Raw genomic sequence first — 12,683 nt, 5'->3', positions numbered from 1 at the left:
CGCGCGCGGGTAGGTTGCAGCCGTGAGCGATTCCCTGCAGGTACCTGCCCCAGATCTCGGCGCTGCGGCGGTCAGCGCCCAACGCCGTGCCACCCTGACCCCCGGTTCGCTGGGCCAGACCGCGGCCTGGGTCGAGGCGCTCGCAGCGCTGCGACGCTCTCCCGGTTCGCCGGTGACCCCGACCGCACCCACCTTGGTGGTCTTCGCTGCCGACCACGGCATCACCCTGCGCCAGGTCACGGCCGAGTCGCCGGCCGAGAGTGCCCGGCTCGCCGGGCAGCTCGCGGCCTCGGAAGGCACCACCGGACGACTGGCCGCCAGGGCCGGCGTCCGGATCGACGTCACGGACGTCGGCCTCACGGCGGACGAGACCCCGCCCGACGTCCGCGCCGACCGGGTGCGCGCGGGCAGCGAGCCGATCGACATCGCCGACGCGCTGACCCTGGACGAGGTGGCCAGGGCGATCCAGATCGGGCGCGACACCGCCGACCGGCTGATCTCAGGCGGCGCCGATCTGTTCCTCACCGGGTTGTGCGGGGTCGGCGTCGACGTGAGCGCTGCGGCTCTTGCCTCGCACCTGACGGGTATGGAACCGATCGAGGTCAGCGGGCGGGGCACCGGGGTCGACGATGCCGGCTGGTGTCGTCGCGCCGCTGCAGTGCGTGATGCCCGCTACCGCCTCAGCACCGGCAGTGGTGATGCCGCGACCCTGCTGCGGGTGGCCGGCGGTACCGACCTCGCCGCACTGACCGGTTTCATCCTGCAGGCGGCACTCAGTGGCGTGCCGACCATGGTGGACGACGTGCCGACCGTCGTCGCCGCCGTCCTGGCGCACCGGTTCGCGCCGGGCGCCGAGCGGTACACCCTCGTACCGGGGCCACGGGCGGAGATCGTCCACGGCCGGTTGCTCGGCCTGCTGGGGATCGACACCCTCAGCTCGCTCGACCTGGGCACCGGCCTGGCCTTGCCGTCGCTGTTGTTGCTGCCGCTGCTCCTGGCCGCCACCACCGCAGTGGACACCGCACCGGACGAGCCGGGCCCGAACCGGCTCGCGACCGCCATCGACGACTGGGACCGGGCACTGTTCTGAGGGGCTCCCGCCTCAGAGGCGCCAGTCGACGGGCTCGGCGCCCTGCCCCGTGAGCAACGCATCAGCCCGGGAGAACGGCTTCGAGCCGAAGAAACCCCGGTCGGCCGACATCGGTGACGGGTGCGCCGAGGCGATCACCGGCACCGCACCGAGCGCCGGCCGCAGGCTCTGCGCGTCCTTGCCCCACAGGATCGCGACCAGCGCTCCACCCCGCGCCGCGAGTACCTCGATCGCGCGATCGGTGACGCGCTCCCAGCCACGTCCGCGATGCGATGCAGGGGAACCGGGGGCGACCGTCAGCACCCGGTTCAACAGCATCACCCCGGCATCGGCCCACGCCGACAGATCACCGTGCTGCGGCGGGCTGATCCCGAGGTCGGACTCCAGTTCGCGATAGATGTTCTTGAGCGATCGTGGGATCGGCCGCACGTCGCGCTCGACGGCGAAGGACAACCCGATCGCATGACCGGGGGTCGGGTAGGGATCCTGCCCGACGATCAACACCCGGACGTCCTGCAGTGGACGGGTGAAGGCGCGCAACACATTCGAGCCGGCGGGTAGGTAGCTTCGCCCGGCCGCCACCTCCTCCCGCAGGAACGCGCCCATCGCGGTGATCGTGTCGGCCACCGGTTCCAGTGCCGTCGCCCAGCCCGGATCGATCTGCTCGGCCAGTGGCTTCGTCATCGGGGCCTCCTCATCGCATCCTCACCGTCACGCATCCTCACCGTTTCGCATCCTCACGGGCACGCATCCTCACCGTCCGGACCGGAAGTGGTCCCAGCCCGCGTCGCCCTCGTAGGTCGCGCCGTCCACGGTCACGCCGGCGCCGGCGCTCACCCGGCCGATCACCGTCCAGCCCTCCGGTACGGATGCGGTATCGGGGAAGGTCGCGGCGAGCGGGTGGTCGTCCCCGCCCGTCAGCAGCCACGTCATCGGGTCCTTGCCCAGCGCCGATCCCACCTCGAGGAGTCTGGCCGGCACGGTCAGGGCCCGGGATCGCAGATCGATCGCCACCCCGGAGGCGTCGGCGATGTGCCCCAGATCGGCCAGCAGCCCGTCTGACACGTCGATCATCGCGGTGGCCCCGGTGACGGCAGCGACCGGGCCCTGCGCCAACGGCGGTTCCGGCACCCGGTAGGCCCCGACTGCGGCGGCCGGTGATCGGAAGCCGCGCGTCAGTACCGCCAGTCCCGCTGCGGCCCAACCGATCCGGCCCGTCAGGGCCACCACGTCTCCGACCCCCGCCCCGCTGCGCAGTACCGGGGCGACGCCGCCCAGGGTGCCGATCACGGTGACCGAGATCATCAGCACCGGAGCACTGGTCACATCACCGCCGACCACATCGGCGCCGACCTCGGCAGCCGCGGCGGACAGCCCGGCACCGATCTGCTGGAGCAGGCCCGCGTCCGTCGTCCCGGGTGCAGCGAGCCCGACCAGCAGCGCAGTCGGCACGGCACCCATCGCGGCGACATCCGACATGGCGGCCAGCGCCGCGCGGCGCCCGATCTGCTCACCCGTGGCCCAGTCCGACCGGAAGTGCACCCCGTCCACCAGCACGTCGACGCTGGTGACGACGCGACCGTCGGGTGCCGCGAGCACCGCGCAGTCGTCACCGGGGCCCAGCAGGGTGGTCGCTGCAGGCTGCGGCAGTGCCGCCACCACCCGAGCGATCACCCCGAACTCGCCGACCTCCTCGACCGTTGTCGCGACGCCTGCGGGCGGCGCTGATCGACCTGCGGATGACGATGGCACTGAAGGCACGGCTGGTCCACTCTCCTCGGGTTCTGGCGGTGGGTCCATGGTGCAGCAGGGTCCGCCCACCCACGGACCGGCGCGCCGCCGCCGACCTCTCCCCGGTCGCACGCCACCCGATCGGCGGCGGGCCGAGCGCGTCCGGGGCGCCGACGCAATGTCCGGCGCAGCGGCCGGAACGGCTACCCTGCGAAGCAGACAGACAGGGCACGTCAGTTCGCCAGCGAAAGGGGCACATCGTGGTGCACGCGTTCATCCTCATCCAGACCGAGGTCGGCCAGGCCGCGTCGGTGGCATCCGCCATCGCCGAGCTTCCCGGCGTCACCAGCGCCGAGGACGTCACCGGACCGTACGACGTGATCGTCCGCGCCGAGGCGAACTCCGTCGACGAGCTCGGCAAGCTGGTCGTGGCCAGGGTGCAGGGCGTCAAGGGCATCACCCGGACCCTCACCTGCCCCGTCGTCAACCTCTGACCACACACCGGCCGTCTCACCGTGCATCGGTGACTCCCGGCCACTGATCGCACGGAGCACCAGCCGCAGATGCCTTCCCGTCGTCCCGAGAGCCCCGACCCGACCGCCGGGAGTCCCGACGGCACCGACCCGGCTCCGGGCGCGCAGGTGCTGCCCGCGGACGAACCCCGGCGCGGCATGCTGCTGATGGTCCTGGCGCTACCGGTGATCCTGGTGATCGCGGTCGTCGTCGGCGGGATCATCTGGTCGAACGTGAACTCCTCCTCGACCGAGCCGCTGGGGCTGGCCGCCGTGCCGTCCCCCGGCGGGACGGGCAGGTACTGCACCGACCTGGCCACCGCGCTCCCCGCAACTCTCGGCGGTGCGGCGAAGCGCACGCTGATCGGCGAGCCCGACGGTTCAGCGGCGTGGGGTGATCCGGCGATCATCCTGCGCTGCGGGCTGCCCACACCGGCCGAGCTGACCTGCAGCTCGCAGCTGACGCAGATCAGCGGCCCGAACTCACTGCAGGGTGTGTTGTGGCTGCAGCGCAGCGAGGGTGGGCAGACCACCTACCTCGCCGCCGACCGGCCGGTACGGATCGCACTCACCCTCCCCGACGGCGCCGGCAGCGGTGCCATCCAGGAGCTCTCCGCGGTGATCTCCGGCGTGATGCCGTCCACCGCCCAGGCGGACGGCACCCTTTGCAAGGGCGGGGTACTGCCCACCACCACCGACAACTGACCGGTTCCAGCTCCGACGGGATCTCGACGCCCTCCTTGGTCGTACGCCCGATCACCGTCGGGGTGACCCTGTTCCACATCAGCATCCGGCCGGGGCACACGTTTCTCCCGCCTCATCGACGACGGCGACCGGACGCGGCTGTGCCCCCGGGTCAGGGAGAGGCTCGGGCATGGGCGGGTATCCGCCGGGTCAGCCTGCGAACCCGTGGATCCCGCCGGGCGGGACCCGGGGCACAGCCGCGGCCGGCCGCACGAGGAGCTCCCTCAGCGCAGGCCGGTGCCTCTGGCCACGGCAGTGCGGACGAGGGTCGTCAGCAGCGTCGGGTAGTCGACGCCACCGGCGGCGAACATCCTGGGGTACATGGAGATCGAGGTGAAACCCGGCATGGTGTTGATCTCGTTCACCAGGATCCGGCCATCTTCGGAGACGAAGAAGTCGACCCGGGCCAGGCCCTGGCAGTCCAGCGCCCGGAACGCGCTGACCGCCTGCTCGCGCACCCGGTCCTCGATGCCTGGCGGGAGCTGGGCCGGGATGTCGAAGGTGGACGCGTCGTCGAGGTACTTGGCCTCGAAGTCGTAGAAGGCATGCTCGCCGGCGACGTGGATCTCGGCGGTCGGCGACGCAACGACGCTGCCGTCCGGGCGCTCCAGGACACCGCACTCGATCTCCCGGCCGACCACGGCCGCCTCCACCAGCACCTTCGGATCGGCGCGGCGGGCGAGCGCGATGGCCGCGTCCAGGTCGGCCCAGTCGTCGACCTTCGACACACCCAGCGACGATCCGGCCCGCGCGGGTTTGACGAACACCGGCAACCCGAGGTCGTCCTTCTGCTGCTGGGTGAGGGTGGCGACGCCCGGCCGCAGCACCGCCCAGTCACACACCTGCAGTCCCTCTGCCACCAGCAGCTTGCGGGTGAACTCCTTGTCCATGCCGGTGGCGGAGGCCAGCACCCCCGCACCGACGTACGGGATTCCGGCCAGCTCGAGCAGACCCTGGATGGTGCCGTCCTCCCCCATCGGGCCGTGCAGCACCGGGAACACCACGTCGACCTTGATCCCGGTGACATCGATGCCTGCAGCGCCCGCCCGATCACCGACCGCGACCAGCGCGCCCGAGGTCGCGTCGGGCAGCAGCGTGATCTCGCTCGACCCGCTGACCTGGGGCAGCGGCGCGCCGTCGATCGGCACCAGGCTCGCCGGATCCACCTGCCGCCAGGCCCCCTGCGGGGTGATGCCGACCGCGATGACGTCGAAGAGATCGGGGTCCAGCCGGCTGGTGACGCTGGCAGCCGACAGGCACGACACGGGGTGCTCACCACTGGTCCCGCCGAACACGACGGCCACCCGCAGCCGATCAGCAGCAGGAGGCGCATCGCGAAGGGAGGCGGCGGGCGGATCGGTGGAGCTCGTCATGCCGCCCACCCTAAGCGCCCGGCGCGCCTCCCTCGGTGCGCCGCACGGAACGGCCACATCGGCCGTTCGCGGTTTCTATTCAGGGGTCGGAGGCCGGTCCATCAGCGCGCGGATCATCTGCTCCGGCGGTGCGTGCCGGTGGCAGACCTGGAACACGGCTTCGGTGATGGGCATGTCGATGCCGTGGCGCAGGGCGAGGTCGCGGGTGGAGCGACAGCTCACGACGCCCTCGGCGAGGGTGCCGGTGAGCTCCTGCGCCTCGTCGACGGATCGACCCTGTCCGAGCAGCACGCCCAGCGATCGGTTGCGGGACAGCGGTGATGAACAGGTGGCGACCAGATCGCCGAGGCCGGCCAGGCCGGCGAACGTCTCCGGGCGGGCTCCGAGCCTCATCCCCAGCCGCGTCATCTCGTTGAGTCCCCGGGTGATCAGTGAGGCCGAGGTGTTCAGTCCCAGCCCCAGCCCCTCGGCGATGCCGGTGGCCAGCGCGATGACGTTCTTGGTGGTGCCGGCGATCTCGGTGCCGATGACATCGGTGATCGTGTACGGCCGGAAGTAGCCACTGACGCAGGCCTGCTGGACGCGCACCGCCGTGACGTGGTCGACGCACGAGAGCACCGTGGCGGTCGGCTGACCGGCGGCGATCTCGCGGGCCAGGTTCGGACCGCTGAGCACCACCACCCGCTCTCCGGAGATCCGGCCGACCGAGCTGATCACTTCGCTCATCCGCAGACCGGTGCCGATCTCGACCCCCTTGGCCAGCGAGATCACCGGTCCCGCAGGGGGAATCAGGTCTCGGAAGACCGAGAGGTTCTCCCGCATCGACTGGCTGGGGATCGCCAGCACCACCGCGTCCGCACCGTCAAGTGCATGCTCCAGATCCCCGGTGGCCGTGATGGTGTCCGGCAGCACCACGCCCGGCAGGTACCCCGAATTGCAGTGGTCGGCAGTGATCTCCGCGACGACCGAATCCCGCCGCCCCCACAGCACCACCTCGCGGCCGGCGTCCGCGAGCACCTTGGCGAACGTCGTCCCCCACGCTCCGGCACCCACCACCGCGAAATGGTGCAGCGCAGTCGATCCGGGGTACGTCAAGAACCGTCCCCGTCGGTCGCCGCGGCGGCAGGACGCTCGGTGGTGCCGGTGGACCCCTGCAGCCGAGCGGCCTTCTTCGGATCGAACAGTTGCGCCGGCGCCTGTTCGCCGCGGATCTCGGCCAGCATCGAGGCCAACTCCCCCATCACCTTGAGCGAGACGTCGCGGATCGCCCTGGCGTCGACTTCTCGGCCCCGGAACTCGGAGAGGTCGATGTCGTCACCGACCACCACCTTCACGTCCTGCCGCGGGAACAGCTTCAGCTTGCGGGTGCCTTCCGTTGCATAGGAGTTGTAGACCTTCTGGGTGCCCCAGTGCACGATCGGGACCACCCGGAAGTCGCCGGCCAGGGCGAGCGCCGCCACCCCCGGTCGGGGCCGCATCGGCCAGAAGTTCGGCTCCCGGGTCACGGTTCCCTCCGGGTAGATGAGCACCACCCCGCCGTCGGCGAGCACCTGCTTCGCCGGATCCAGCGCGGCCTGACCGGCGCCGCTACCGCGTTCGACCGGGATCTGGCCGGTGCCGTACAACGCCTTGCCGACGAACGGGATCCGGAACAACCCCGCCTTGGCCAGCACGTGTGGGATCCGGCCGGCCTGGTGGATCATCACGACGTCGTACATCGGGTCGAGGTGGCTGATGTGGTTGCCGACGAGGAGCATCGCCCCCGGCCGGTTCAGCTTCTCCATCCCGACGTACTGCCGCTTGCCCAGCAACCTGGTCAGCGGGTACAGGATCATGGCGCAGAAGCGGTGCCAGAGGTTGCTCGGTTCCAGAGCCTTGAAGCGCGCCATCGCAGTCCTTCGCGTCGGGGCCGTCAGGGGCCGAGTAACTCACGGATCACCACCGGGCCGACCCGCGGGTGACGTCCCGTCAACAGTAGTCACCGCACAAATGTCACGGTGCGTTGGTGGCACGGAAGCCCTGACAACCGGGAGACTGGGTGCGTGACTGACATCGACACCCCAGCAGCGGAGACCACCGCACCCGACAGTGCACCCGCCCAGACTGATCCCGCGGCCGGTTGGGTCGTCGACGCCGCGTCCAGCGACGGCACTGCGCTCGCCGCACCGAACGGCAGCGGACCGGGATCGGATCCCCGCACGGACAGTGACGGACAGCCGGCGGTCTTCGAGCCCTTCCACAGCGAACGGGTCCGGCGCGAGGAACCTGCCACCGCCGACCCGGCCCACGCCGCGCCGCTCCCGGACAACCGCTACCTCAACCGGGAGGCGTCCTGGTTGGACTTCAACGAGCGGGTGCTCGCGCTGGCCGAGGATCCCGAGCAGCCGTTGCTGGAGCGGGCCAAGTTCCTGGCGATCTTCTCCTCCAACCTCGACGAGTTCTACATGGTGCGGGTGGCCGGGCTGAAGCGCCGCAAGCAGATGGGGCTCTCGGTCACCAGTGGCGACGGCCGCACGGCCGGCGAGCAGCTCAGGATGATTTCCGAGCGGACCCAGGAGCTCGTCGACCGGCAGGGTCGGTGCTTCGTCGACGACATCCTGCCGGCGCTGGCCGCCGCCGGGATCCGGGTCGTGCACTGGGAATCGATCGAGCACCAGGACAAGAAGCGACTCGCGGAGTACTTCACTGCGCGGATCTTCCCCGTGCTCACCCCGCTGGCCGTCGATCCTGCCCACCCGTTCCCGTACATCTCAGGGTTGAGCCTCTCGATGGCCGTGCTGGTCCGCGATCCCGGCTCGACCACAGAGAGGTTCGCGCGCGTCAAGGTTCCGGACAACGTCGACCGGTTCGTCAGGGTCCGACCCGATGCCGACGACTTCCTGCCGCTCGAAGACCTGCTGGCCGCCCATCTCGCCGAGCTGTTCCCCGGTATGGAGGTCGTGGAGCACCAGACGTTCCGCGTGACCCGCAACGCCGATCTCGATGTCGAGGAGGACCGTGACGAGGACCTGCTCAAGACGCTCGAGCGGGAGCTCGCGCGGCGGAAGTTCGGCCCTCCGGTGCGTCTGGAGATCACCGACACGACGAGCAGCCGCATCCTCGACCTGCTGATCGCCGAGCTCGACGTCGATCCCGGTGACGCGATGGAGGTCCGCGGTCTGTTGGATCTGTCCAGCCTGTGGCAGCTCAACGGACTGGACCGTCCGGAGCTCAAGGACACGCCCTTCGTCCCTGCCACCAACCCCGCGTTCGTGGAGGGCGAGACCCCCAAGAGCGTTTTCGCAACACTCCGCGAAGGCGATGTGCTGCTGCACCATCCGTACGAGTCGTTCGCAACCACGGTGCAGCGCTTCATCGAACAGGCGGCGGAGGATCCGCACGTGCTGGCCATCAAGCAGACGCTGTACCGCACGTCGGGTGATTCGCCGATCGTCGATGCGCTGATCGCCGCGGCCGCTGCCGGCAAGCAGGTGGTGGCCCTGGTGGAGATCAAGGCCCGCTTCGACGAGCAGGCGAACATCTCCTGGGCCAAGGCGCTGGAGCGCGCGGGCGTGCACGTCGTCTACGGCCTGGTGGGCCTCAAGACGCACTGCAAGACGGCCCTGGTCGTCCGCCAGGAGGGCTCGACCATCCGCCGGTACTGCCACATCGGCACCGGCAACTACAACCCGAAGACCGCGCGCATCTATGAGGACCTCGGCCTGTTGACGGCGGATCCGAAGATCGGCGCCGACCTCACAGACCTGTTCAACGTGCTGACCGGGTACTCGCGGCAGACGGAGTTCCGCAACCTGTTGGTGGCACCGCACTCCCTCCGTTCGGGCATCGTCGAGCGGATCGAGGCCGAGATCGGCCACCAGCGCGCTGGGCGACGTGGACGGGTGATCCTCAAGATGAACTCGATCGTCGACGAGGGCGTCATCGATGCGCTGTACCGCGCCTCCAACGCCGGGGTCGAGATCGATCTGACCGTACGGGGGATCTGTGCCATCAAGCCCGGTGTCCCCGGGCTCAGCGAGAACATCAGGGTGCGCTCGGTCGTCGGCCGGTTCCTGGAGCATTCCCGGGTCTTCTACTTCGGTGGCGGCGGCGAACCGGAGTACTGGATCGGCAGCGCGGACATGATGCACCGCAACCTCGATCGACGGGTCGAGGCCCTGGTGAAGCTCACCGATCCGAAGACCACCGCCCGGCTCGACGCGATGCTGAAGTTGTTGAACCGGGACGACATCGACCGCTGGGACCTGACCACCGACGGGTGGACCCACCATCCCGGCAAGAACACCCAGCGCATCCTGCTCCGCGGTGGGACCGCAGGTGGCGAATAACCCAGGTGGCGAAAAAGGAGCAGGACCTTCCGGCGGTCACCGGAGCCGGTGGCGTGCTGTGGCGTCACACAGAGCGGCACGGCATCCGCATCGCCGTCGTACACCGACCGCGCTACAGCGACTGGAGCCTGCCCAAGGGCAAGGTGAAACACCGGGAGTCAGTGCAGCAGACGGCGCTTCGTGAGATCACCGAGGAGACCGGATTCGCCGGCGTGCTCGGTCGGGTGGTCGGGCGGGCTCGCTACGAAGTCGCCGCCGGCCCCAAGGAGGTCACGTACTTCTCGGTCAGGGCGGGGCGCGGCCGATTCCATCCCAACGCTGAGGTCGACCGGCTGGAGTGGGTGACCCCGGAGCAGGCGATCGACCGGCTGGACTACCCCGATGAGATCGGCGCGGTGGGCGACTTCGCCTCGGTTCCGGTGGATCTCAGCACGATGGTCGTCGTGCGGCACGCCCGGGCGGGAAAACGTGAAACGTTCGACGGCGACGACGTGAGCCGTCCGCTGGACGCCAAGGGCCGCGCCCAGGCAGATTCCTTGCAGCACATCCTGGACGCCTACGCACCCGAGCGACTCGTCAGTGCTCCGGCCGTTCGCTGCGTCCAGACTCTCAAGCCGACAGCGACCCGGTGCGCGCTGTCGATCGAGATCGACGGCGGACTCGGCGAGGAACGGTACCGGGACGAACCCGCCGCTGCTCGGCGGCTGATCCGCACCCTGCTCGCGGGAAATCCGACCACCCGGTTCGTGATGTGCAGCCAGGGCGGAGTGATCCCCGGAGCGTTGCGGTCCCTGGCGACCAGCGCGGAGCTGCACCTGCCCGATGTCAGCACACCCAAAGCGGCGCACTGGGTCCTCACCTTCGACGGCGAGCGGCTGATCCAGGCCGACCGACATCCAGCACCGATCGTCACCCCGCTCGACTGATCGGTCCCGGATGCGGGCCAGGCCCGGAACGCATGCGTTCCGGGCCTGGATCATGCAGCTGGGCCCCGGGTTCCGGGGCGCCGGATCACTTCTTCTTCGCGGGCTTCTTCGCGGCCGGCTTGGCAGCGGCCTTGGCCGGAGCCTTCTTGGCTGCAGCCTTCGCCGTGGACTTCTTGGCAGCAGCCGGCTTGGCGGCAGCCTTGGCCGGAGCCTTCTTGGCAGCGGCAGCCTTCGGAGCAGCCTTGGTAGCGGCCGACTTCGCGGTAGCGGGCTTGGCAGTGGCCGGCTTCGCGGCAGCCCGGGTGGCGGCAGCGGTGGTGGCCGGCTTGGCCGCAGCCGCACGGGTCCGGGTCGCAGCCGGCTTCGCGGCAGCGGTGGTGGCCGGCTTGGCCGCAGCCGCACGGGTCCGGGTCGCAGCCGGCTTCGCAGCGGCCGCAGTCGAAACGGCGGCGCGGGTCCGAGTGGCAGCGGGCTTCGCGGCCGTGGTGGCCGGCTTGGCCGCCGCCGCACGGGTCCGGGTCGTCGCCGGCTTCGCCGCAGCGGTGGTGGCCGGCTTGGCCGCAGCCGCACGGGTGCGGGTCGCGGCAGGCTTCGCTGCGGCCGTCGTCGTTGCGGTGGCACGGGTCCGGGTGGTGGCAGCCGGCTTCACAGCCGCCGTGCGGGTGGTCACCGCGGTGACCCTGGGCAGCTTGACCGCACCGGACACGACATCCTTGAAGCGCAGGCCGGGGCGGAACGCAGGCACGGTCGTCTTCTTGACCTTCACGACCTCACCGGTGCGCGGGTTGCGGGCGGTGCGTGCTGCACGGTCCCGCTTCTCGAACACACCGAATCCGGACAGCGAGACGCTGCTTCCGCGCTGGACCTCACGCACCACCAGGTCGATGATCGCCTCGACCGCTGCGGAAGCTGTGGTCTTGTTCCCGTCCAAGCGCTCTGCGAGCTTGTCGACGAGTTCTGTCTTGTTCACTGTCCCTCCAGGACGTTCGGTACCAGCTCACCTTTTCGGAGCCGACTCGCCGAAAGAGTAGGCGCCCATCTGCGAAGATGCCAATACGCCACGCGGACAGCGCAGCGCGAACCCCGCTGTGAGCCAACCGATCTCGACGGCCCGAGGCCTGATCCGCCGGTCCGGGAGCGGGGCCGCCGGACCTCAGCGGCACCGGTTGGAAGCCCGCATGGGCCCCGTCGCGGATGCAGCTGACCGGCACCTCCCGGCCTCGTTCCCGGTCACCTCCGATGCGGCCGACGCCTTCGGGCAGCCGGCGCAGCACAACCTGGCGGGTCAGAATCTGAGCAGGAGAGCCGTTGCGCTGCAACGACTGTCGACCGATGAACGTCAGGCGACGTCGGTGCGCGGCAGGAACGCCGGGCGGGAGTTCTCGAACTCCGTGATGTCGGCCTCGTGACGCAGCGAGAGCGAGATGTCGTCCAGCCCTTCCATCAATCGCCACCGGGTGTAGGAGTCGATCCCGAAGGGCACGACCAGCGCGCCGACGGTCGCGGTCATCGATTCGAGGTCGACGGTGATCTCAGAACCCGGCGCGTTCTCCAAGGCTTTCCAGATCAGTTCCACATCGTCCTGGGCGACCTCGGCGGCCACCAGACCGCCCTTTCCGGCGTTGCCGCGGAAGATGTCGGCGAAGCGCGAGGAGATCACCACCCTGATCCCGAAGTCGTTCAGCGCCCACACCGCGTGCTCGCGGGACGAGCCTGTCCCGAAGTCCGGCCCTGCCACCAGGACCGAGCCGGCCGCGAACACCGGCTGGTTGAGGACGAAGTTCTCATCCGAGCGCCAGGCCGCAAACAACCCGTCCTCGAACCCCGTGCGGGTGATCCGCTTCAGGTACACCGCGGGGATGATCTGGTCGGTGTCGACGTTGCTGCGGCGCAACGGGATCCCGACGCCGGTGTGGGTGGTGACGGCCTGCATGTGAGGGCTCCAGCTCTGCTGAGTGATGACGGTGGCCGGTGAGGGG

General features: G+C 70.1%; 12 protein-coding genes. 5 read left to right on the top strand and 7 right to left on the bottom strand.

Annotation, left to right across the window (positions count from 1 at the left end):
* The first annotated feature begins 22 nt into the window (after window positions 1-22).
* Entirely contained in the window at window positions 23-1,090 is a 1,068-nt protein-coding gene (locus ABLG96_RS07245; RefSeq protein ID WP_353650696.1) for a nicotinate-nucleotide--dimethylbenzimidazole phosphoribosyltransferase, read from the top strand.
* Between the two features lie 12 nt (window positions 1,091-1,102).
* On the opposite strand, the gene ABLG96_RS07240 is transcribed toward ABLG96_RS07245, so the two are convergent.
* Complete coding sequence (locus tag ABLG96_RS07240; RefSeq protein WP_353650695.1) at window positions 1,103-1,774, bottom strand: uracil-DNA glycosylase; 672 nt, start codon at window positions 1,772-1,774, stop codon at window positions 1,103-1,105.
* A gap of 69 nt (window positions 1,775-1,843) precedes the next feature.
* Complete coding sequence (locus ABLG96_RS07235) at window positions 1,844-2,851, bottom strand: thiamine-phosphate kinase (protein ID WP_353650694.1); 1,008 nt, start codon at window positions 2,849-2,851, stop codon at window positions 1,844-1,846.
* Between the two features lie 230 nt (window positions 2,852-3,081).
* Here ABLG96_RS07235 and ABLG96_RS07230 point away from each other — a divergent pair, with 230 nt between their 5' ends.
* A complete protein-coding gene (locus ABLG96_RS07230) occupies window positions 3,082-3,315 on the top strand; it encodes an Lrp/AsnC ligand binding domain-containing protein (RefSeq protein ID WP_353650693.1) in 234 nt (77 codons plus the stop codon).
* A 69-nt stretch (window positions 3,316-3,384) separates the two neighbouring features.
* Window positions 3,385-4,038: a DUF3515 domain-containing protein gene (locus ABLG96_RS07225; protein WP_353650692.1), complete on the top strand. Its 654-nt coding sequence runs from the start codon at window positions 3,385-3,387 to the stop codon at window positions 4,036-4,038.
* Window positions 4,039-4,301: 263 nt separating this feature from the next.
* Here ABLG96_RS07225 and ABLG96_RS07220 read toward each other — a convergent pair whose 3' ends face one another.
* The 3 genes from ABLG96_RS07220 to ABLG96_RS07210 all read right to left on the bottom strand — a co-directional run bounded on the left by ABLG96_RS07220 (window position 4,302) and on the right by ABLG96_RS07210 (window position 7,339).
* On the bottom strand, window positions 4,302-5,450 hold the full coding sequence (locus ABLG96_RS07220) for a D-alanine--D-alanine ligase family protein (protein ID WP_353650691.1): 1,149 nt from the start codon (window positions 5,448-5,450) through the stop codon (window positions 4,302-4,304).
* A gap of 75 nt (window positions 5,451-5,525) precedes the next feature.
* A complete protein-coding gene (locus ABLG96_RS07215; RefSeq protein ID WP_353650690.1) occupies window positions 5,526-6,545 on the bottom strand; it encodes an NAD(P)H-dependent glycerol-3-phosphate dehydrogenase in 1,020 nt (339 codons plus the stop codon).
* Entirely contained in the window at window positions 6,542-7,339 is a 798-nt protein-coding gene (locus ABLG96_RS07210) for a lysophospholipid acyltransferase family protein (RefSeq protein ID WP_353650689.1), read from the bottom strand. The genes ABLG96_RS07215 and ABLG96_RS07210 overlap by 4 nt, the downstream gene beginning before the upstream one ends.
* Window positions 7,340-7,492: 153 nt before the next feature.
* Between ABLG96_RS07210 and ABLG96_RS07205 the strand changes: the two genes are divergently transcribed.
* Window positions 7,493-9,778, top strand: coding sequence for an RNA degradosome polyphosphate kinase (locus ABLG96_RS07205; protein ID WP_353650688.1), 2,286 nt, complete (start codon window positions 7,493-7,495; stop codon window positions 9,776-9,778).
* Window positions 9,779-9,783: 5 nt separating this feature from the next.
* Window positions 9,784-10,704, top strand: a complete 921-nt coding sequence (locus tag ABLG96_RS07200) for an NUDIX hydrolase (RefSeq protein WP_353650687.1) — start codon at window positions 9,784-9,786, stop codon at window positions 10,702-10,704.
* 85 nt (window positions 10,705-10,789) lie between these two features.
* Here the strand turns inward: ABLG96_RS07200 and ABLG96_RS07195 are convergent, their stop codons facing one another.
* Together ABLG96_RS07195 and leuD are read right to left on the bottom strand one after the other, a co-directional pair.
* Window positions 10,790-11,674: an HU family DNA-binding protein gene (locus ABLG96_RS07195; protein ID WP_353650686.1), complete on the bottom strand. Its 885-nt coding sequence runs from the start codon at window positions 11,672-11,674 to the stop codon at window positions 10,790-10,792.
* A gap of 369 nt (window positions 11,675-12,043) precedes the next feature.
* Window positions 12,044-12,637, bottom strand: coding sequence for a 3-isopropylmalate dehydratase small subunit (gene leuD, locus ABLG96_RS07190; RefSeq protein WP_353650685.1), 594 nt, complete (start codon window positions 12,635-12,637; stop codon window positions 12,044-12,046).
* Window positions 12,638-12,683: the final 46 nt, after the last annotated feature.

It is taken from the genome of Nakamurella sp. A5-74 (assembly GCF_040438885.1).
Lineage (GTDB): Bacteria > Actinomycetota > Actinomycetes > Mycobacteriales > Nakamurellaceae > Nakamurella.
The sequence above is the reverse complement of the archived record's forward strand: the minus strand, read 5'-3'. Positions and strand labels throughout refer to the sequence as shown.

Excerpts from the sequence above, each read along its gene's own strand:
- ABLG96_RS07240 (WP_353650695.1), bottom strand. The coding sequence starts at position 1,774 with ATGACGAAGCCACTGGCCGAGCAGATCGATCCGGGCTGGGCGACGGCA.
- ABLG96_RS07225 (WP_353650692.1), top strand. The coding sequence starts at position 3,385 with ATGCCTTCCCGTCGTCCCGAGAGCCCCGACCCGACCGCCGGGAGTCCC.
- ABLG96_RS07220 (WP_353650691.1), bottom strand. The coding sequence starts at position 5,450 with ATGACGAGCTCCACCGATCCGCCCGCCGCCTCCCTTCGCGATGCGCCT.
- ABLG96_RS07210 (WP_353650689.1), bottom strand. The coding sequence starts at position 7,339 with ATGGCGCGCTTCAAGGCTCTGGAACCGAGCAACCTCTGGCACCGCTTC.
- leuD (WP_353650685.1), bottom strand. The coding sequence starts at position 12,637 with ATGCAGGCCGTCACCACCCACACCGGCGTCGGGATCCCGTTGCGCCGC.